This window comes from Clostridioides sp. ZZV14-6345, assembly GCF_020657775.1.
Taxonomy (GTDB): domain Bacteria; phylum Bacillota; class Clostridia; order Peptostreptococcales; family Peptostreptococcaceae; genus Clostridioides; species Clostridioides difficile_D.
On the sequence record NZ_JAGWCX010000053.1, the window covers coordinates 1 to 21763 of the forward strand.

General features: G+C 28.5%; 24 protein-coding genes and 4 tRNA genes. 26 read left to right on the forward strand and 2 right to left on the reverse strand.

What is annotated here, in order from left to right:
• Window positions 1–43 precede the first annotated feature (43 nt).
• From KGF39_RS13755 to KGF39_RS13830, 16 genes are all read left to right on the forward strand, one after another.
• Window positions 44–229 (forward strand): DUF951 domain-containing protein, encoded by a 186-nt coding sequence (locus KGF39_RS13755; RefSeq protein ID WP_227822740.1) that lies wholly within the window; start codon window positions 44–46, stop codon window positions 227–229.
• A 102-nt stretch (window positions 230–331) separates the two neighbouring features.
• Window positions 332–1528, forward strand: a complete 1197-nt coding sequence (locus tag KGF39_RS13760) for a PLP-dependent aminotransferase family protein (protein ID WP_054275505.1) — start codon at window positions 332–334, stop codon at window positions 1526–1528.
• Between the two features lie 216 nt (window positions 1529–1744).
• Window positions 1745–2023 (forward strand): 30S ribosomal protein S6, encoded by a 279-nt coding sequence (gene rpsF, locus KGF39_RS13765; protein ID WP_054275504.1) that lies wholly within the window; start codon window positions 1745–1747, stop codon window positions 2021–2023.
• A gap of 36 nt (window positions 2024–2059) precedes the next feature.
• The gene (locus tag KGF39_RS13770) at window positions 2060–2494 is read left to right on the forward strand and encodes a single-stranded DNA-binding protein (protein WP_003420524.1); all 435 of its coding nucleotides are present in this window, start codon (window positions 2060–2062) and stop codon (window positions 2492–2494) included.
• A gap of 18 nt (window positions 2495–2512) precedes the next feature.
• Complete coding sequence (gene rpsR, locus KGF39_RS13775) at window positions 2513–2740, forward strand: 30S ribosomal protein S18 (protein ID WP_003420527.1); 228 nt, start codon at window positions 2513–2515, stop codon at window positions 2738–2740.
• 141 nt (window positions 2741–2881) lie between these two features.
• Window positions 2882–3202: a MazG-like family protein gene (locus KGF39_RS13780; protein WP_003420530.1), complete on the forward strand. Its 321-nt coding sequence runs from the start codon at window positions 2882–2884 to the stop codon at window positions 3200–3202.
• Window positions 3203–3209: 7 nt separating this feature from the next.
• Window positions 3210–4166: a YybS family protein gene (locus KGF39_RS13785; RefSeq protein ID WP_227822741.1), complete on the forward strand. Its 957-nt coding sequence runs from the start codon at window positions 3210–3212 to the stop codon at window positions 4164–4166.
• Window positions 4167–4176: 10 nt separating this feature from the next.
• Complete coding sequence (locus KGF39_RS13790) at window positions 4177–6171, forward strand: DHH family phosphoesterase (protein ID WP_054275502.1); 1995 nt, start codon at window positions 4177–4179, stop codon at window positions 6169–6171.
• Window positions 6172–6621 carry a 50S ribosomal protein L9 gene (rplI, locus tag KGF39_RS13795; protein ID WP_054275501.1) on the forward strand — a complete coding sequence of 150 codons (450 nt, stop codon included), beginning with the start codon at window positions 6172–6174 and terminating at the stop codon, window positions 6619–6621. It abuts the gene before it with no gap.
• 18 nt (window positions 6622–6639) lie between these two features.
• Window positions 6640–7968: a replicative DNA helicase gene (dnaB, locus tag KGF39_RS13800; RefSeq protein WP_054275500.1), complete on the forward strand. Its 1329-nt coding sequence runs from the start codon at window positions 6640–6642 to the stop codon at window positions 7966–7968.
• Window positions 7969–8172: 204 nt separating this feature from the next.
• Window positions 8173–8481: a hypothetical protein gene (locus tag KGF39_RS13805; RefSeq protein ID WP_227822742.1), complete on the forward strand. Its 309-nt coding sequence runs from the start codon at window positions 8173–8175 to the stop codon at window positions 8479–8481.
• A gap of 81 nt (window positions 8482–8562) precedes the next feature.
• Window positions 8563–9852 (forward strand): adenylosuccinate synthase, encoded by a 1290-nt coding sequence (locus tag KGF39_RS13810; protein ID WP_054275498.1) that lies wholly within the window; start codon window positions 8563–8565, stop codon window positions 9850–9852.
• A 328-nt stretch (window positions 9853–10180) separates the two neighbouring features.
• Window positions 10181–10256: transfer RNA gene (locus KGF39_RS13815), tRNA-Lys, on the forward strand.
• A 6-nt stretch (window positions 10257–10262) separates the two neighbouring features.
• A tRNA-Glu gene (locus KGF39_RS13820) sits at window positions 10263–10337 on the forward strand.
• A 4-nt stretch (window positions 10338–10341) separates the two neighbouring features.
• Window positions 10342–10417: transfer RNA gene (locus KGF39_RS13825), tRNA-Val, on the forward strand.
• A gap of 34 nt (window positions 10418–10451) precedes the next feature.
• A tRNA-Thr gene (locus KGF39_RS13830) sits at window positions 10452–10526 on the forward strand.
• Window positions 10527–10902: 376 nt separating this feature from the next.
• On the opposite strand, the gene KGF39_RS13835 is transcribed toward KGF39_RS13830, so the two are convergent.
• On the reverse strand, window positions 10903–11895 hold the full coding sequence (locus KGF39_RS13835; protein ID WP_227822743.1) for an ATP-binding protein: 993 nt from the start codon (window positions 11893–11895) through the stop codon (window positions 10903–10905).
• An 8-nt stretch (window positions 11896–11903) separates the two neighbouring features.
• The gene (locus KGF39_RS13840) at window positions 11904–12962 is read right to left on the reverse strand and encodes a DnaD domain protein (RefSeq protein WP_227822744.1); all 1059 of its coding nucleotides are present in this window, start codon (window positions 12960–12962) and stop codon (window positions 11904–11906) included.
• A 124-nt stretch (window positions 12963–13086) separates the two neighbouring features.
• Here KGF39_RS13840 and KGF39_RS13845 point away from each other — a divergent pair, with 124 nt between their 5' ends.
• From KGF39_RS13845 to KGF39_RS13890, 10 genes are all read left to right on the forward strand, one after another.
• The gene (locus KGF39_RS13845; RefSeq protein ID WP_227822745.1) at window positions 13087–14550 is read left to right on the forward strand and encodes a M1 family metallopeptidase; all 1464 of its coding nucleotides are present in this window, start codon (window positions 13087–13089) and stop codon (window positions 14548–14550) included.
• A gap of 84 nt (window positions 14551–14634) precedes the next feature.
• Window positions 14635–15432, forward strand: coding sequence for an MBL fold metallo-hydrolase (locus KGF39_RS13850; RefSeq protein ID WP_107594897.1), 798 nt, complete (start codon window positions 14635–14637; stop codon window positions 15430–15432).
• A gap of 12 nt (window positions 15433–15444) precedes the next feature.
• On the forward strand, window positions 15445–16380 hold the full coding sequence (locus KGF39_RS13855; protein WP_227822746.1) for a hypothetical protein: 936 nt from the start codon (window positions 15445–15447) through the stop codon (window positions 16378–16380).
• Window positions 16381–16420: 40 nt separating this feature from the next.
• On the forward strand, window positions 16421–16723 hold the full coding sequence (locus KGF39_RS13860; protein ID WP_255643423.1) for an EAL domain-containing protein: 303 nt from the start codon (window positions 16421–16423) through the stop codon (window positions 16721–16723).
• A 72-nt stretch (window positions 16724–16795) separates the two neighbouring features.
• A complete protein-coding gene (rlmH, locus tag KGF39_RS13865; RefSeq protein ID WP_227822747.1) occupies window positions 16796–17275 on the forward strand; it encodes a 23S rRNA (pseudouridine(1915)-N(3))-methyltransferase RlmH in 480 nt (159 codons plus the stop codon).
• Window positions 17276–17423: 148 nt separating this feature from the next.
• Window positions 17424–17735 (forward strand): PTS sugar transporter subunit IIB, encoded by a 312-nt coding sequence (locus KGF39_RS13870; protein WP_255643424.1) that lies wholly within the window; start codon window positions 17424–17426, stop codon window positions 17733–17735.
• 47 nt (window positions 17736–17782) lie between these two features.
• The gene (locus KGF39_RS13875; protein ID WP_227822748.1) at window positions 17783–18100 is read left to right on the forward strand and encodes a PTS lactose/cellobiose transporter subunit IIA; all 318 of its coding nucleotides are present in this window, start codon (window positions 17783–17785) and stop codon (window positions 18098–18100) included.
• A 212-nt stretch (window positions 18101–18312) separates the two neighbouring features.
• Window positions 18313–19014 (forward strand): GntR family transcriptional regulator, encoded by a 702-nt coding sequence (locus tag KGF39_RS13880; protein WP_227822749.1) that lies wholly within the window; start codon window positions 18313–18315, stop codon window positions 19012–19014.
• 219 nt (window positions 19015–19233) lie between these two features.
• On the forward strand, window positions 19234–20535 hold the full coding sequence (locus KGF39_RS13885; protein WP_227822750.1) for a PTS transporter subunit EIIC: 1302 nt from the start codon (window positions 19234–19236) through the stop codon (window positions 20533–20535).
• 132 nt (window positions 20536–20667) lie between these two features.
• Window positions 20668–21762, forward strand: coding sequence for a MupG family TIM beta-alpha barrel fold protein (locus tag KGF39_RS13890; RefSeq protein ID WP_227822751.1), 1095 nt, complete (start codon window positions 20668–20670; stop codon window positions 21760–21762).
• Window position 21763: the final 1 nt, after the last annotated feature.

Consider the following 21763-nt stretch of genomic DNA (forward strand, 5'->3'; position numbering starts at 1 on the left):
ATGGATATATTTGACCATATTTTGAGTAGCAGGCTAATTATTTATGCCAATGGATTTAAAAATAGGGAATATTGTTGAATTAAAAAAGCAACACGCATGTGGGTGTAAAGAGTTTGAAATCGTAAGAACTGGAATGGATATAAAGATAAAATGTACTAAATGTTCAAGGCTAATAATGCTTGATAGAGAGACCTTAGAAAAGAGAGTAAAAAAGCTAATAAAAAAATGATATAAATTTAACATTTAAAAAATGTCAAATACCGTATATTAATATCCAAAATTTTGGTATAATAAAAGTTGAAGAAAACATTTTCATGGGGGTGCTTTAATTATGGCAGTTAAATATGCAAAAAGAATGCAAGGTTTACAAGGATCAGAAATACGTGAGCTTTTAAAACTTACTCAACAACCACAAATAATATCTTTTGCTGGTGGAATGCCGGCTCCAGAATTATTTCCAGTTGAAGAAATGAAAAAAGTATCAGTTGCAGTGCTTGAAGAAAATGGAAGATCAGCTATGCAATATACTACAACAGAAGGATATGAACCATTAAGAGAAAAAATAGCAGCTAGAATGAATGAGAAAAATAAAACTAATGTAAATAAAGATGATATATTAGTTACAAGTGGTTCTCAACAAGGTCTAGATTTTGCAGGAAAAGTATTTATTGATGAGGGTGATGTAATTTTATGTGAAAGTCCATCTTACATAGGAGCTATAAACGCATTTAAATCTTACCAACCTAAATTTATAGATGTTCCAACAGATTCTGATGGAATGATAATGGAAGAATTAGAAAAAATACTAGAAACAACTGATAGAATAAAAATGATTTACGTAATACCTGACTTCCAAAATCCAACAGGAAGAACTTGGCCACTTGAAAGACGTAAAAAATTCATGGAAATAGTAAACAAATTTGAAATACCAGTAATAGAAGATAATCCATATGGAGATTTAAGATTTGAAGGAGAAACTTTACCATCTTTAAAATCAATGGATACAAAAGGATTAGTAATATTCTTAGGAACTTTCTCTAAAATATTCTGCCCAGGATACAGATTAGGATGGACTTGTGCTTCTCCAGAAATATTATCTAAATTTAACTTTGCAAAACAAGGTGCAGACTTACAAGCATCAACTATATCTCAAATGGAAGTAAGCAAATTTATGGATATGTACGACTTAGATGAACACGTTGACAAAATAAAAGCAGTTTATGTTAAACGTAGAGATGTAATGCTTAAGACTATGGAAGAAGAATTCCCAGAAGGATTAGTATTTACTCATCCAGAAGGTGGATTATTTACATGGGTAGAGCTTCCAAGTAACTTAAATGCTAAAGAATTAATGCCAAAATGCTTAGATAAGAATGTTGCTTATGTTGCTGGAGGAGGATTCTTCCCTAATGGTGGTAGAGAAAATACTTTCAGACTTAACTATTCAAATATGCCAGAAGAAAAAATAATAGAAGGTATAAAAAATATAGCAGCTGTGTTAAAAGAAGCTATGGGTGTAGAAGCTTAATTAAAAATAATAACTTATATAGATATATTACAAGGGATGGCTGTTGCCATCCCTTGTTAATTTAAGAATATATAATTCACCTCATACTAAACTTTGTCCAAAATTTAAATTGACAGAAATAAGAATAAATGATAAAATATGTAGGTATGAGATTTTAGTCTCATTTCTCTGCTCTAAGAGTGTAGAGCCGTTAAGTCCAAAGGGAGGTGAATTATAGTGAAAAATTATGAATTAGTTTATGTGGTAAAGCCAAACTCTGATGAAGAAATAAGAGAGGCTATACTAAACAAAGTTAAGGAAGTTGTTGCAACTGACGGAGAAATAGTTAAAGTTGATACTTGGGGAACTAAAAAATTAGCTTATCCAATAGCTAAGTTTACAGAAGGTTTCTATGTATTAGTTAACTTCAAATCAGCAGTAGACGTTCCTAAAGAGATAGACAGAAACTTAAAGATAAATGAAAATGTAATAAGACACATGATAGTTGTTGCTTAATAACTGGTTTTATTATAAAAAATAGGTGGTGTTTTTATGAATCAAGTTGTATTAGTGGGAAGATTGACTAGAGACCCTGAATTAAGATACATCCCAGGTACAGGAACACCAGTGGCATCCTTTACAATAGCCATTGATAGAGACTATGTAAAAAAAGATGGATCTAAAGAAACTGATTTTATACCTGTTGAAGTAATGGGTAAATCTGCTGAATTTTGTGCTAACTACATAACTAAAGGTAGATTAGTTGCACTTCAAGGATCTATAAGAGTAGACAATTATCAGACACAATCAGGTGAAAAGAGAACTTTTACAAAAGTGAGTACTAGATCAGTACAAGCTTTGGATAGTAAGAATAAATCGGAAAATTCATATAGAGAGAGTGCTCCAGCTTTTGAGCCAAGCTTTGAACCTCAAGGTTTAGACCCACAAGGTTTTCAAGCTATAGATGATGACGATATACCATTTTAAAAAGGAGGGAAAAAAGTCATGATGAATAAAAAAAGACGTAAGAAAAAAAGAGTTTGTCAATTTTGTGCTGACAAAAACGCTAAAATAGATTACAAAAGTACTCAAAGATTACAAAAGTATATAACTGAAAGAGGAAAGATATTACCAAGAAGAATATCTGGAACTTGTGCTAAGCATCAAAGAGAATTAACAGTTGCTATAAAAAGAGCGAGAAATATAGCACTTTTACCATATACATTAGACTAAAAAAATGGGCCTTGTGCTCATTTTTTATTATATACATTTATTATCTAAATGAGGCGAGCTATAAAGCTCGTTTTTTTGTTTATATACTTAAATATATTATTATTTATGATATAATATTATATATTAAGGAGGGTTGTAAACGTGAAAATAGATAAAGGTTCTGAGATAACGAGAAACATAAAGATAATAGAGTGGATGAAAACAGAAATATTAATGAGTGTAAGTGATTTGTTTAATTTATTGTTTAAAGGGGTAAAACCATTAGATGAAGCAATTCAAGATACTTTAGCAAATATAATAATGATAACATATCTCTTAGCAAAGAGATTAGGAATTAGTTTTAGAGATGTGGATTATAAAGTCAAGGAAAAAATAAAAATTGGTATAGATGAAGACCATAGCGTTGAAAGATGGTATGGAGATTTATCTAATTTAAAAAAACATATGGATAATAGGGAGTGATATTAAATTGAATAATAAAATTAGACTATCTAAAGCAATGTCTATAATAGTTTTAGCTATAATAATCGCTTTAGTAATAGCCTATATTCCAATGCTAGGAATGTTTAGTATATTAGCAGCTGTTCCATATGTAATTATAGGTGCTATTACTGATAGAAAGTATTCTCTTATATCTATTTTGATTACACTTTGTGTACTGGTTCTATTTGCAGACATTTCTTATGCATTAAATATATGTATAATGTATTCTTTACCAGGTATAGCAATAGGAAAGATGCTAAAGAGAAGTTTTGAACAAGAGGATAGTAATAAATTTGAACCAATATATGGTGGAACGATAATATTTGTACTTTCAATGCTTGTATATTTCTTTGTATTAAAGATATTTTTAAATGTAAATCTATTGGATGAAGTTTCTAAAATGATAACAGAAATTGTAAATATTCAAAAAAATAGTTTTTCTGCAACTGAACTTAAAGTGTTTGATAAAATGAAGCCTGATGAGATTGTAAGTTATTTTACAAATATGCTACCAATGATGTTATTTTTACAAGGGTTGTTATCAGCGTTTGTAACATATTATTTAAGTGTATTTTTTATCAAAAGAATTACAAAGATGAATATAAGATTTCCTAAATTTGCTGACTTTTATTTACCAGGAAATGCTATACTCACAACTTTCTTACTTTATTTATTAGTCTTATGTATTCAGATTATTGGTTCAAAACTATATACAGAATTAATAATGACTAATTTACAGCTAGTTTTTAATTTAATGTTTGTAATTCAAGGTATAGCAGTTTGTATTTATTTTTTAAAGAAATGGATAAGACAAGGACCAAATAAAATTATGTTTCTTTCAGGGATAATTTTATGTTTATTTGGATTTATGGGAATATCTTTTGTTGGTATGGTAGATAGTATAATTGACTTTAGAAAGGTAAGAAGTTATAAATCCACTTAGGAGGATAGAAATGAGTAATAAACAAACCTTTAAATTAAATATGCCAGAAATAAATTTATATATAATTGTTATTGGTATTTCTAGTATAATTTTGCTTTATTACAACTTGTATGTAGGGTGTTTATTTTTCTGTATTTTTGTATATATGGTTTTTCACAATTGGAGAACAACTAATATCAGACGTAATGAATGGACAGAGTATATTCAAAATTTATCTTTAGATATAGACGAAACAACTAAGAAAGCTATAATAAATCTTCCAATACCACTATGTATCTTAGAATTTGATGGAAATATATCATGGTATAATGGAAAGTTTTATGATATGATTGGTCAAAAAGATTTACTAGATAAAAATATAGAAGATATAGTTAAAAATCTTAATTTAAGAAAAGTATTAAATGAAAATAAAGAGATGTACACAGAAATAAACTATAAAGAAAAAGAATATACAATAATTTATAATGTTATAAAAAATGATCAAGAAAAGAATCCTAAATATTTGATGATATTATACTGGATAGACAAGACTGAATATTTAAAAGTAAAACAAGACTATGATGATGAAAAAAATGCAATGATGCTAATACAAGTAGATGGATACGATGAAGTATTAAAAAGTGCAGCAGAAGATAAGAGAGCTTTAATTAATGTTGAAGTAGAAAAAATACTTTCTGCTTTAGAATCAACTTCAAATGGCGCATTGAGAAGAACTTCAAAAGATAAATTCTTCTTAGTGATGCATAAAAAAGAGTTGAAAAAATTAGAATCTGAGAAATTTTCTATTTTAGATACAATAAGACATATTGATTATGGAAATAATCTTCCTGTTACTATAAGTATAGGAATTGGTATAGATGGAGATACATTAAATGAGAACCTAAAGCTTGCTACAGGTGCTCTTGACTTAGCACTTGGTAGAGGTGGTGACCAGGCCGTTGTAAAAACAAAAGATAAATTTGTATTTTATGGAGGAAAGTCTAAAGCTGTAGAAAAGAAAACCAAAGTAAAATCCAGATTAATAGGTCATGCTTTAAGAGAGGTTATACAACAAAGTGATCAAGTTTATATAATGGGACATAAATATCCAGATATGGATGCTATGGGAGCAGCAGTTGGAGTTTATGATATATGTAAATCCTGTAACAAAACCGCAAACATAGTTTTACAATCTGTAAATGAATCTATAGAAATATTTATAAATAAAATAAATGAAAACAATTATTACAAGAAGTTGTTTATTGGGAAAGAGGAGGCTATTGATAACTGTACTAAAAACACATTGGTTGTAGTAGTTGATACTCATAGACCCAATTATACTGAATGTGAAGAGCTATTAAAGCTATCAGAGAAGATAGTAGTTATAGACCATCATAGAAGAGGTGTGGAGTTTATAAATGATGCAGTACTTTTATTCCATGAGATATATGTATCCTCAACATGTGAAATGGTTACAGAGTTAGTTCAATATATGGATGAAGACGTAACAATAAATAAACTTACAGCTGAAGGACTTTTAGCAGGTATAAGTCTAGATACTAAAAATTTTGCATTTAAAACAGGTGTTAGGACTTTTGAAGCTGCTTCTTATCTTAGAAAAGTTGGAGCAGATACTATAGAGGTTAAGAAGTTCTTTAATTCGGATGTAAAAGACTTCATAATAAAAGCTGAAATAATTCAAAGTACTAAAATAATTAATAATAGAATATGCTTAGCATATTCAAGTACTGAGATAGATAGTATAAATGTTATAATAGCTCAAACTGCTGATGAGTTATTAAACATCAAAGAAGTAGAAGCTTCCTTTGTATTAGGTGAAAAAGATGATACTGTATTTATAAGTGCTAGGTCTTTAGGACAAATAAATGTACATGTACTTATGGAGAAATTAGGAGGCGGGGGACATATAGATATAGCTGGAGCACAGTTAAAAAATGTTTCTCTAAAAGAAGCTTATAAAATGGTAAATAAAATAATAGAGGAGTATTTAGAGGAGGAAGAATAGATGAAAGTTATATTATTAAAAGATGTAAAAGGAACTGGTAAAAAAGGGGAAATGAAAGAAGTAAGTGATGGATATGCAAGAAATTTCTTGTTTCCTAAAAAGATGGCTGTACAAGCGGATAGTGTAGCAATAAAAGAATTAAATGAAAAGAATAAATCTAAAGAAATAAAAGCACAAAAAGAATATGAAGAAGCTGTTTTATTAGGCAAGCAAATGGAAGAAATCAATATAGAAATATATTCAAAGTCAGGTGAAGGTGGAAGACTGTTTGGCTCAATAACAGCTAAAGAAATTGCGGAGCAATTAAAGAAACAAAAAGACATAGACGTAGATAAAAGAAAAATATTATTAGATGAGCCAATAAGAACTTTAGGTTCAACTTTTGTAGAAATAAAAATACATCAAAAAGTAACTACTAAAATAAGAGTGGATGTAAAAGAAAAACAGTAATAACTAGAGGTGATTAAGATGGAAGATATGACGAGAATTCCTCCTCATAGTGTAGAATCAGAACAATCGATATTAGGTTCTATACTTCTAGATAAAGATGCTATAATAACGGTTACAGAAACTATAAAGCCTAATGATTTCTATAAAGAGGCTCACAAAATAATATATGAATGTATGATAACTTTGAGTAATAAAGGTGAGCCTATAGACTTGATAACATTGACAGAAGAACTAAGAAAACAAGGGCATCTTAATGATATTGGAGGAATCAGTTATATTACAAGTCTTTCTACTATAGTGCCGACAACTTCAAACGTAAAATACTATGCTGATATAGTAAAAGAAAAGTCTGTGCTTAGAAAGCTTATAAAAGCTTCTAATGAAATAATAAATCTAGGATATAGTGGAGCAACTAAGATTGAAGATGTGTTAGAACAAGCTGAAAAGAGGATATTTGATATATCACAGGAGAAAACTAGTGATGATTTTAAACCTATAAACTTAGTTTTGATGGATGCCTATGATATGATAGAAAAATTATACACTAATAAGAGTGATGTGACTGGTATAACTACTGGTTTTAAAGATTTAAACAAAAAAATAAATGGTCTTCAAAGGACTGATTTAATATTAATTGCAGCTAGACCAGCAATGGGTAAAACTGCTTTTTCTTTAAACTTGGTTCAAAACGCAGCTTTAAAGGGTGATGCCTCTGTAGCTGTATTTAGTCTAGAGATGTCTAAGGAACAATTAGTACAACGTATGTTATCTTCGCAGTCTAGTGTAGAATTAAAAAAAATAAAGACTGGAACACTTAATGATAATGACTGGCCTAGAATTATAGATGCTATGGCAGTGTTATCAGATGCAAAAATACACATAGATGATACTCCTGGTATAAAAATATCAGAATTAAGGTCAAAGTGTAGAAAGTTAAAAATAGAAAAAGGACTAGATTTAGTGCTTATTGATTATCTTCAACTTATGGAAGGTGAAGGTAATAATGAAAGTAGACAACAAGAGATATCTAAAATATCAAGGTCACTAAAGGTATTAGCGAAAGAATTAAACTGTCCTGTTGTAGCATTATCTCAATTATCGCGTGCTCCAGAACAAAGAGCAGACCATAGACCTATGCTATCTGATTTAAGAGAATCTGGAGCAATAGAGCAGGATGCAGATATAGTTATGTTCCTATATAGAGATGAGTATTATCATGCTGATTCTGAGAGTAAAAATATAGGAGAAGTGATAATAGCAAAAAATAGACATGGCGAAACTGGTTCTGTTGAGCTTGTTTGGCTTGGTGAAGTTCAAAGATTTGGGGATAAGTTGAGAGACCTATAATCTAACGAATATCCACAGAACATTCTTTCTTTCTACAGGAAAAATGTGGATACATGTCACTAAATATGTCTAAACATTGAAATTTAGCTAAAAAACTATCCACAGTATCCACAGGTAGCCTGTTGATAAGTGTGAATAAGTAGATAAAGCAAGCTTTAGGCTTGCTTTATCTGTGTATAACTATTAATTATCAGGAGGAATAATATGGAAAAAATAAGCTTGAAATATATATATCCCAATATAATTAAAGTACTTGATGAAATAAACTTATTTAGAGTAATTGATAATAATCTAAAGGAATCTATTGTTGTTTATGCTAACATTGTGGATAATCAGTATTATATAAACATGACTAATACAAACTTTGGTAATATAATTAACATATGTAAGTTAGAAAAACTTTTGGATGTGGATAAATTTATGGAAAAAGTTATAAAATATGAAAAAGAAATAATACAGAAAGAAGAGTTTTCAAAAATAGAAGAATATATGTTAAATATTGGAGAATGCTAAAAAAGTTGAAAAAAATACGAATGTTTGATAGAATAAGTAAGTAAAGCGTTCGATAGTATATAAAATATAGAGGTGAATTACATGAAAACAGTTGCAATTGTTGGTTCTCAATGGGGAGATGAAGGTAAAGGTAAAGTTATAGATTATCTTGCTACTCAAGCAGATGTAGTAGTAAGAGGGCAAGGTGGAAATAATGCAGGACATACATTAGTTGTAGAAGGTAAAAAATATGCATTACATTTAATTCCATCTGGAGTTTTAAATCCAAATACAGTGAATATAATCGGAAATGGAATAGTGTTTGACCCTAAAGGATTTTTAGAAGAATTGGAAATGTTTAAAGCGGATAATATAAGTACAGAAAATATAAAAATAAGTGATAGAGCACATGTCATATTCCCATATCATAAAGAGCTAGATGCATTGTCAGAAGAAGCTAGAGGCGATTTAAAGATAGGCACAACAAAAAAAGGTATTGGACCTTGTTATATGGATAAAACAGAGAGATCTGGAATTAGAATATGTGACCTAATGGATAAAGATAAATTTGCTATAAAATTAAAAGCTCAGATAGATGCTAAAAATGAAATAGTTAAAAATATATATGGAAAAGAAGAATTATTTGATTTTGAAACTATGTATAATGAATATTTAGGATATGCAGAACAAATAAGAAAATATGTAGCAGATACATCGGTTATTGTATATGATGCAATAAGAGCAGGTAAAAAAGTATTATTTGAAGGAGCACAAGGGACTTTATTAGATTTAGATTTAGGAACATATCCATTTGTTACATCTTCTCATCCAACGTCTGGTGGATTTGCGATTGGTGCAGGAATAGGACCAAATATGATAAAAGATGTTGTTGGTATAGTAAAAGCATATACTACAAGGGTTGGAGAAGGACCATTTGTTACAGAGCAAATAAATGAAACTGGTGATAAAATAAGAGAACAAGGTCATGAATTTGGAGTAACTACTGGTAGACCAAGAAGATGTGGATGGTTTGATGCAGTTATAGTTAAGTATGCAGCTAGAGTTAATGGATTGACTAGTATTTCATTTATGTTATTAGATGTATTAACAGGATTTGATAAAATAAAAGTTTGTACATCTTATAAAATGGGTGATAAAATAATAACAGATTTTCCAGCTTCATTAGATGACTTAGCAAAATGTGAACCTGTATATGAAGAATTAGATGGATGGAATGAAGATATAACTCAAGTAGATAATTTTGAGGACCTTCCAGAAAATGCAAAGAAGTATATAGCTAAAATAGAAGAGTTAGTTGGAGTAAGTGTAGATATGGTTTCTGTTGGACCTAATAGAGCTCAAACTATAATAAGAAAAAATATATTTGCTTAATATTTTATTAATTAAATGATTTAAATTGTAAATAATTAAAGAAGAGTATCTCAAGATAATGATTATAGTTATCAGGGATACTCTTTTATATTAGATACATATTAAATTTTTGTTCAGTTGAAATAACTTATATATATTCTGATTAGAATTAAGGTCGAACTTGCGTATATAATTACAGGTTTTTAAAAGAATTTTGTTCAAAATAAATAACATAAGCTGATTTTAATTATATACTAAAAAAAATAAAAAAACTATTGACTAAAAATTGTGTAGCATTTATAATATAACTTGTGAGTGAAAGAAACGACGAAAAAAGTCGAAAAAATGTGGTCTATTAGCTCAGTCGGTAGAGCACCTGACTTTTAATCAGGGTGTCCCGCGTTCGAGTCGCGGATAGATCACCAAAATATGGCTCGTTGGTCAAGAGGTTAAGACACCGCCCTTTCACGGCGGTAACAGGGGTTCAATTCCCCTACGAGTCACCAGTATGGGACCATAGCTCAGCTGGGAGAGCACCTGCCTTACAAGCAGGGGGTCACAGGTTCGAGCCCTGTTGGTCCCACCAATTTTTGGAGTAAAAAATAAATACTAGATTATATGCTGGTGTGGCTCAACGGTAGAGCAGCTGACTTGTAATCAGCAGGTTGTAGGTTCGATTCCTATCACCAGCTCCATATAGTACATAAATTTAAATTAATATAATTTTCTATATTACAGGATACTTTTAAGTATCTTTTTTTAATTGTAATTTTTATTGTATTAAAAATTACAATTAATTGCAATAAAATATTAAACTACTTGTAACACTATAGTTTTAAAACTAAAATCTGGAATAATCGTAGAAGCACATTATAGAATATAATAAACTTATAGTGTCAATAAATATAAATTAAAAAGAATATAAAAGATTTGTTATGTTAAGATATATTAGATTTGTAAATAGAAAAATTAAAAGATAGATAGATTTATGTGTTATAAGTTTTAAACAGAGAAGCAAGTTTGTTCTTACCTCTCTATTTAAAAATAAAAAAATGTTTTTTAAGGGCTACTTTATTTGAATCTTTCCCATCTCAAATCATCACCAGTAAATTCTAAAATCCTAAACTTATCTAAAATTCTAGAAAGAGTTCTTTGAGTATAAGTATTTCCTATCTGAGATGGTGTTAAATTGGTTGAAATAATAATTTTTTTACCAGCAACAAGTCTTGTGTTTACAATGTTGAAGATTTCTCCACTAGTAAAAGAATTATTAAGTTCAGTGCCAAGGTCATCTATTATTAATAAATCACAATCAAACAAGTTTTTATAATTATCTTCACTTATTTGACTATTTGAGTGTCTTCTAAATTTATAATCTTCAAGAATATCTAAGATTTTAAAAGAAGTTTGATAGATTACAACATTACCTTTATCTAATAATTCCTTTGCAATACAATTGCACATATATGTTTTTCCTAGTCCAGTAGAACCATAAAATAGTAGATTATCATTATTATCTTTCTTAAAATCATGAACAAAATTTTCGCAGATACTCAAGTTATTTAGCATATTTTCTCTAGGAGATATTTCCCCATCAGAACCTTTATTAGGAGAAAATATATTCAAGTTAAAATTCGAAAAATTTTCCAGACTTAAAATTCTATCTAAATTAGACATTTTATAAGCTTCATTTACAATTTCTTGTTTAAGGCAAGAACATTTTTCTCCATTAGGTAAAAATCCTTTGTCTTTACAAGAAGCACATTGAAACTTTATTTCTAGGTAATCAAGAGGTATATTATTTTCAACTAAAAGTTTTTCTTTATCTGCTTTTAAAGATTCTATAGTTTTTTTAGACTTATTTACAATTTCATCTTTAGACTTAGGATTTAAAAGTACTATTTTAGCTAAATTGAGACCTATTTTAGAAATCTCATCATCTATAGATTTTATTTCAGGGATTTTATTATATACCTCATTTTTTCTATGCTCTAATAAGAGTTCATTGTTATCTCTTCTCTCAGCATATTTAGCAAGTATTTTTCTTATTTTATCTTCATTCATTTAATCACCTACTTAAACTTTTCTTTTTGACTTTTTTTGATAATCTCATCGAGTTCATCAGAGGTATACTGAGTGAATGTTTCATTGAAATTATGAAATTTAGTCTTCTTGTAAGTATTGTTGTTTTGAGTAGTATTAATCTGCTTTTTATTAATATTCTCCTTAACTATACGTTCTTCCTCTTTTTGCTTTAAATCATTTAAATTTTTTATATTTTTTTCATTCCAATTTTTAACTATACCATTTATATAAGATATACTTGGGTTTGAAATATTCTTAGACTTAGAACATGCATTTATTATCAAGTCTATATCCATATCAAATTTATCGAACCAGGTATCCATAAGTTCTTTTTCTGATTTCGATGGTTGTCTTGAGAATCCCAATTCATTGAAAATGGTTTTATATAGAATATATCTTTCACTTCTAACTAAAAAGCTTTCTTCAACATCCTTTGGTGTATATAAATTTGAATCATACCAATTCCTGATAATGCCCTCAATGTATTTAACTGGTTTTGATGTACCAGTTTTATCTTTTACATACTCATAGGCACAAAGTATCATATCAGGACTCATATTGTATTTATTCATTATATCCATGATACTTATCTTTTCACTTGGGTCGAGATATCGACCAACTATTTTATTTATAGAATTGAACATTTTTCTAATACTTGGATTTTCAGAAGTAGATACAACTTGATCTGTATTAGATTTTATAGATGAATTATTACTTAATATATTCTCAATATAGAAATTTTTTAAATCTAAAAACTCTATTGAATAATTAAAACTATCATATTCTCCATTATCGTGTATTTTTATAATCTTCTTTTCCTCCCAGAATTTCCAAGCAGATAACACATCAGACAATGGTATATTTAGGTTTTTGGCTATTGAATTATTGTCAAACTTAGGATTAGAAGTAATATCGCATGCTTGTCTATAGCCCAAAAGATAAACTTTTACGTATAACCCGTCCGCCATTGGCATAAATATATCTATAAAGATATTGGGAATAGTGATTTCACCTAAATCTATTTCATTGCTTTCTTTGAAAAACATTTTATCACCTCAGATTAAATTATATCATTTTTTATATTACATTTGTCTGTAAACAAATAAAAGGTCATAAGATTAGCATGTAAATATTTTCTAGCAATATTCATTTTGAAAAGGAGGAGATATTTTGGTTATAAAATTCAACCAAAAAGTAAGAAGAACATTATCAGTAGCAATTCTATTTATGGTATTAATAATAGGTTGCTTTATAGAAAAGGATGACAGTTTAGAAACATTCAAAGAAAAAACTAATTCAAAAATAAATCAATATAATATAGATGTTATATTTGATGACGAAACTAAGAGGTTAATGTGCAATCAGAGTATTGAGTACATAAATAATACAAAATCCAGTATAGACAAAATATATTTCCACATATATCCGAATGCTTTTTCAAAAAAAGATTTTGCTCCTTTTGAAAAAAATGAAATGACAAGAGCTTATCCTAATGGATTTAATGAAGGATATATAGATATAAAGAATATATTAAATAATAATAGTAAAATGGCATATAAAATTAAAGGGGATAAAAATGATATATTAGAAATAGAATTAGGTAAAGAACTAAAACCAAATGAAAGAACATCATTAGATATAAAATATAATGTAAAAATACCAAATTCGGTTGGAAGGTTTGGATATGGAGAAAATACTATAAATGTTACTAATTGGTTTCCTATAGCCTGTGTCAATGATGAAAGAGGATGGAATCTAAAGAGCTATGAAACTATTGGTGACCCATTTTATAGTGAAACTAGCGATTTTCATGTGAAACTATTGATTCCAAACAAATATAAAATTGCTCATACAGGAAAACTTGTTAATGATAAACATGACAGTAAGAAGATGTTGTATGAAATAGAAGCTGAAAATGTTAGAGATTTTGCATTTATATTAAGTAGTAAATTTGATGTAAATAAAGTAGACTCAAGAGGAGTAGCTATTAATACATACAATTTAAATAAGAAGTTTTCTAAGAAGGCAACTGAAGTTGCTAAAGATTCAATAAATATATTTAGTGAATTATTTGGTAAATATCCATACAAAGAATTCTCTGTTGTAGCAAGTGATTTTTTTATAGGGGGAATGGAATATCCTATGCTTGTTATGATAGACCAAAGCTTATATAATGAAAAAAATGAATTTTTACTAGAATATGTTATTGCTCATGAGACAGCACATCAATGGTGGTATTCTGCTGTTGGAAATGATGAAATAAGTGAACCTTGGTTGGATGAGGCACTTACTGAATATTCTACAATAGTTTACTTTGAGCAAAAGTATGGTAAAGAAATGGCAAATAAACTTATAAAAACTATGGAGATACAGACAAAAAGTTATTTGAGTGAAAATATATTTAAACCAGCAAATGAGTATAAAAATTCTACTGAATACAGTTTAAATGTTTATACAAAAGGGGCAATAGCATTTAATGAAATAAGAAAAGAAGTTGGTGATAAAGTATTTTTTGAGACTTTAAATGAATATTATAATAAATATAAGCATAAAAATGTTAATGGAAGAGCTTTTGTGGAGCTATGGAATAGTAAAGGGGTAGACATAAATAAGATTATAAGTGAATATAAGTAAATTTCGTACAGAGTATTAAATTTTATTTAATACTCTGTTTTTTTGGTATAATATAATCTATAAGGCAGAAAAAGAGGTGAAGGAATGCTAAAGTATTGTTCAGTGGGAAGTGGAAGTAGTGGCAATTGCCATTATATAGGATATAAAAATACTAATATATTAGTAGATGCAGGATTAAGTGGAAAGAGAATAACTACAGGTCTTAAAGACATTGATGTAGATGCAGATAAATTAAAAGGAATATTTATAACACATGAGCATGTTGACCATATAAAAGGGGCAGGTATATTATCAAGAAAGTTTGATATACCAGTATTTGCTAATATAAAGACATGGTGTTCTATGAAGGATAAGCTAGGTGATATCAAAGATAAAAATATGAAGGTTTTTGAAAATGATAAAACTTATTCATTAGGAGATATTATAGTGAGACCTTTTTCAATAGAACATGATGCGTCTGACCCAGTTGGCTATAATTTTTATACAGAGAGTGATGAAAAGATATCTATAGCTACTGATATAGGATGTATAACTCAAAATATAAAAAAACATTTATACAAATCTAAGTTAGTAGTTTTAGAATCAAATTATGACCCTAATATGCTTATGATGGGTTCATATACATATGCTTTAAAGAAAAGAGTAATGTCAAATACTGGTCATTTATCTAATGAAGATGCAGCTAATTTCTGTGTTGAGCTTATTAATGAAGGTACAGAATCTGTATTATTAGCACACTTAAGTAAAGAAAATAATTTCCCTGAGTTGGCATATGAGACTTCAAAAGGAGTATTAGCATCAAATGATATAGTAGTTGGACAAGATGTAAAACTAGATGTATTATCACGAAATGATGTTTCTAATGTTTATGAGATAAAGTAGAGGTGAATAACTTTGCTAAAAAGAAACTTCGAAAATGTTGAAGATAATAAAATTTTATATTCTATAAAGCAAGGAATGATTTTAGCGATACCTGCTATTATGACTGGTTCAACTGCTCTTGTCATTTTAAATCTTCCAATAAAGGCTTATCAAGAGTATTTATCAAGCTTGTTTAATGGTGAAATTGCAAATCTTCTTAACTTTATAAATGATTCTACTTTAGGAATTATTTCATTAATAATATTATTAACAATAAGTTATAGTTATGGGAAAATATATGGGAGCAAGTATACAGTACTTGTTCCTATAGTTGCAATGTGTTCTTTTTTAGTGTTTTCAAGTGGAAATGAACTTAATTCCTATATAGAAATATTCAAGACCAAGTGGTTATTTACAGCTATTATTGTTGCTATGACATCTTCTGTATTGTTTATAAAACTTACAGAATCTTTTGTTACAAGTGTAAAGTTTCATACAGAAGGAGCTGATGCAGACTTTAATATGGTAGTCTCAGCTATAGTTCCTTTCATAATAGTAGTATTTTTGTTTTCTATTTTTAGAGTGATAATGATAAGTCTAATTGGTAGTTCAAACTTTCAAGATATATTTCTTAACTATTACAAGTTATGTGGCTATGTCTGTAGGGATTGTACCATGTACAGTTTCTGCTGTAGAATGGACATCACTATATTTTTAAGTGGATATATGGCTACAGATTTACTAAGAGGTAGTTTGTTGCAATTATTTAATCTATGCATGGGAGTTATGATTTATATTCCATTTATAAAGATGTCGCAAAATAGATATACATATATATTTAACAATAACATAGAAAACTTAACAAACTTAGTAAAAAGGTATGAATTGACAGGTGAACAGTCTAATCTTCTAAATCATAATGGTAAAATAGGTTCAATTTCAAAAATATTGGCATCAAATAATTGTTGAGCGTATAAATGCGATACATAACTTAGGAATAAAGCTAATTATGGATGATTTTGGCATGGGGCATAGTTCTCTTATATATCTTCAAAATAATAATTTTGATATAGTTAAGTTAGATGGTTCGTTAGCTAGAGAAGTACTTACAAATAAAAGAAGTAGTGAAATCATAATTTCTATTGTTAATCTTTCAAAGAACTTGAATTTTGATATAATTGTTGAGTATGTTGAAAATTTGAACCAAAGAGATAAGTTATATGAATTAGGATGTGAAATATATCAAGGATATTATTATAGTAAGGCTATACCTTTCGAGGAATTTATAGAGTATGCAAATCAAGAAATATAGAGATAATTTTATAGAGTTTGTAAGTTATATTAGTATATAAATTTGCAACAAATTTAAGTTTAGGAGAAACATATGAATATAAGTATAGTTGTAGTAGGTAAAATTAAAGAAAAATATTTAAAATTAGGTATTGATGAGTTTAAGAAAAGGATTTCTAAGTATTGTAAGTTAGAAATTATAGAGTTGGATGATGAAAAAGCTCCAGAGAATTTGAGTGCTAAGGAAATGGAAATTATAAAAGATAAAGAAGGAAAGAGAATTTTAGGGAAGATAAAGCATAATAGTTATGTTATAGCTTTGGCTATTGATGGAAAGAATTTGTCTTCTGAAGAACTTGCTAAGACTATGAGTGATTTAGCAGTTAGAGGAAATAGTAGTATCTGTTTTATAATAGGAGGTTCTTTAGGACTTTCTGATGAGGTACTAGGAAAGGCTGATTATAAGTTATCTTTTTCTAGGATGACTTTTCCTCATCAGATGATGAGGTTGATATTGTTAGAACAGATTTATAGAGCTTATAGGATAAATAATGGAGAACCGTATCATAAATAAATGATACGGTTTTTGTTAGTTTAGTAATTAATAATATTAAAATAACAAAAAAGTATTGAAAGTATATTGCATTTAGGGTAGAATTAAATAAAATATTATAACATTATAATGTTTGGGTGATTGTTAATAAAAATTTGGAGGAAAATATATGATAAAAATAATGTTGGCCTGCTCAGCAGGAATGTCTACAAGTTTATTAGTTACTAAGATGGAAAGTGCAGCTAAAGAAAACGGTATAGAGTCGCAAATTTGGGCAATACCAGAATCAACTATACAAAATGAAATAGAAAAATGTGATGTCTTATTATTAGGACCACAAGTTAGATACATATTACCTAAGGCTCAGGAAATTGCTAAGCCATATAATGTACCAGTAGAGGTTATAAATATGATGCACTATGGAACAGTTAATGGAGAAGCTGTTTTAAATAGAGCAATAGAACTTAACAACACTAAGTAATAGAAAATATAATATATTTTAAATATATAAATTGGGAGAATCAAAGAATGGATGAAAAGATTATAGAAATATCTTTTAATATAATAGGTTATGCAGGTGAAGGTAAAGGATTAGCTTTTGAGGCAATAAAAGAAGCTAAGAATGGAAATATGGAAAAAGCAAAAGAATTATTAAAAGAGTCTAAGGAAGTTATAAATAAGGCACATAGATATCAAACAGAATTAATACAAAACGAAGCTAGTGGAAACAAAACTGAAATAAGTGTAATACTTGTACATGCACAGGACCACTTAATGAATGGTATGAATTTCCAACAGTTGGCTGAGGAAATCGTTGATTTACATTTGAAGTTAGAAGGTAAATAAAAATTAAAGACAATAAATTAAGAGAGTTCTTAAAATATACATTGTGTGTTGCACACTAATTGCTAGATTGTTGGTTCAATGTTTGGTGAGCAGTACATTGGATTTGTTTTGAGGACTCTTTTTGTATTGAGTTTAAAGTTAATAGATATTTACTATTAATAGTATAAGATTATATGTTATAATATTATAACATATAATTTAAGAGGTGAATCATGTTAAAGAATCAACCATTATATATACAAGTAGTAGATATATTAAAGCAAAAAATATTAAATAACGAATATAAAATTAATGAAAATATTCCAACTGAAAGAGAATTGGAGGAAGGCTTTGGGGTCAGTAAAATTACCATTAGAAAAGCTATTGAGATATTAGAATCAGAAGGGTATGTAGAGAAAAAAAGTGGAAAAGGGACAAAAGTAGTAAGTAATAGTCTTTTTAATAAACTATCTAAGGCAGAGTCTTTTTCAAGTATACTTTTATCTAAAGGTCATAAGTTATCTAAAGAGACTATTTCAATTGAAAAAATAATAAATGATGCAAATTCACAAGTCTTTAGCATATTTGGGGAAAAATGTAACAAGATTAATAGAATGTATTACTTGGATAGTAAGCCATATATATTTTTTACTCATTATATACCTTTTGATGAAAACCTGACTGTTGAAAATTTTAATAATGAAAGTTCTTTATATATGTATTTATATAGAAGAAATATAAATATAACTAGATTTGAAGATGAATTTTTTATAGAAGAATCAGAACTAGAAGTATCAAAGGCTCTAAATCTAGATAAAGACATATTATTAGGAAGAAAAAGAAAGACCTATGATGAGAGTGACAATATAGTTGAGTTATCATTTGCAAGATATAATACAGAAGTACAAAATTACATAATTAAATATGAAATATAATGAAAATCCTGAGTTTATTAAAATGATAATATGCTCAGGATTTTTATTTATAAAAATAAAAAAATATTATAACATTATAATGTTTACAACTAAACATTATAATGTTATAATATTTTTAACAAATAAGTGATATTATCAAATATATAAAAATTAGTTTTTGTCGTGAAATCGTTATTGAATTATAAATAAAGAGGAATATCACTAATACAGGAGGGAATTATGGAAAAATTTGCAAGTTTTTTAGAGCGTAAGGTTATGCCTGTAGCAGCGAAGATAAGCAATCAAAGACATATGAGAGCTGTAAGAGCAGGTATAATAGCAACATTACCACTAACAATAGTGGGGTCATTTTTCACAATATTATTAAACATACCTATTGATGCCTATATGGATTTTATAGCTCCATTTAGAGAAACATTAGATATACCATTTAGATATACTGTAGGATTTTTATCTCTATATGCTACCTTTGGGATAGCATCATCACTTGCTAAAAGCTACGATTTAGATACAACAGGTGTTGGTATGCTTGCAGTTATGGCGTTTTTAGTTTCCACAATAGTTCCAACTCAAGTAGTTGAACCAGTAGGTGGAGTTATAGAAGCTGGTAGATGGATGGATATGGCAAAACTTAATTCACCATCATTGTTTGGAGCTATTGTAACATCATTAATTACAGTTGAGATATATCGTTTCATGAAGGAAAAGAATATTACAATTAAGATGCCAGCAGGAGTTCCAGTAGAGGTTTCAAATTCATTTACTGCATTATTACCAACAGCAGTAATATTAATGTTATTCTGGGTAATAAGACATATTTTAGGATTTGATATAAGTGCAGCACTAAGTGCTATGCTATCACCTTTAAAAGGATTCTTATCAGGAAATAGTTTAGGTGGTGGAATATTAACAGTATTCTTAATAACAGTATTCTGGGTACTTGGAATACATGGTCCAGCTATAATGGGGCCAGTAATAAGACCTATATGGGATATGTCTATAGCAGAAAATATAACTGCATTCACAGAAGGAGTATCAGCTCATGCAATGCCAAACATATTTACAGAACAATTTTTACAGTGGTATGTGTGGATAGGAGGTGCAGGAGCTACTCTTGCATTAGTTGTAATGTTTATGTTTTCTAAGTCACAATACCTAAAAAGTTTAGGTAGATTAGGATTTTTACCAGGGCTATTTAATATAAATGAACCTATAATATTTGGGGCACCAATAGTTATGAATCCGATACTAGGAATACCATTTATAATTGGGCCTATAATAATGACAGTTCTATCATATGTTCTTACTATTACAGGGATTATACCTATGATGGTAGCAAGATTACCATTTGCAATGCCAGCACCAATAGCAGCAGTAATGAGTACTAACTGGAGTATACTGGCAGGTATATTAGTATTAATCAATTTTGTGATATCATTTGTTGTTTATTATCCATTCTTTAAGGTTTTTGAAAAGCAACAATTACAAAGAGAACAAGAAGAAGCGAGTAAAAATTTATAAAAATACATATAATAGAAGTTTTGTACTATAAACATAGGAAAAAGCTTATAAATTATTAAAGGTGAAGGTAGGAGGTATTACCTTCACTTTTATTTTATATATTTTAAAAAGTGTAATTCGAGGAGGAGAAAGATGGAAAGAAGATTAGGAATATCAGTTTATCCAGAACATAGTAATATGGAAGATGATAAAGCATATATAAAAATGGCTTCAAAATATGGATTTAAAAGAATATTTATGTGTATGCTTTCAATTACAAGACCTAAGAAAGAAGTTAAAAAACATTTTAAAGAGATTATAACTTATGCAAGAGAATTAGGATTTGAAGTAATCCTTGACATAGCTCCAAATATATTTGATATATTAGAAATATCTTATGATGATTTAACATTCTTTAATGAGTTAAATGCTAGCGGAATAAGGCTTGACTATGGATATGATGGAAGTAAAGAAGCTATGATTTCTTTCAATCCATATGATTTGAAAGTAGAACTAAATATGAGTAATGATGTAGCATACTTAGATAATATAATTACGTACAAGCCAAATGTAAATAATATATATGGTTGTCATAATTTTTATCCTCAAAGGGGTACAGGCTTGCCATATGATTTCTTTGTAAGATGTTCAAATAGATTTAAAAAGTATGGAATAAGAACTGCTGCTTTTGTTAACTCAAAACATGCAACAATAGGACCTTGGAACATAAATGATGGACTGTGTACACTTGAAATGCATAGAAACTTAGATATATCTACAGCAACTAAGCACTTATTCGCAACTGGATTGATTGATGATGTAATTGTGGGAAATGCATATGCAAGTGAAGATGAATTAAAAAAAATGTCTGAAGTAAATAAATATCAAGTTGTATTTAATGTAGTAGCCGAGGAAGAAACTTCTGAAATAGAGAAGACAATAATGGTAAATGAGCAACACTTTAGAAGAGGGGACATAACTAATCAGGTAGCAAGGTCTACAGAAGTAAGAAAAAAATATGCTAAAGAAAATTTCCCTAAACATGATAATACGACCATCTTTAAAAGAGGAGATGTAGTGATTGGTAATGATGACTTTGGAAAGTATAAAGGGGAATTACAGTTGATACTTCAAGATTGTACAGATGAAAGAAAAAATAAGGTAGGTAGAATAAAGGAAGACGAAATAGTACTTTTAGACTTTATTGAACCTTGGAGTAAATTTAAGATTATTTTAGAGGGAGAGTAAA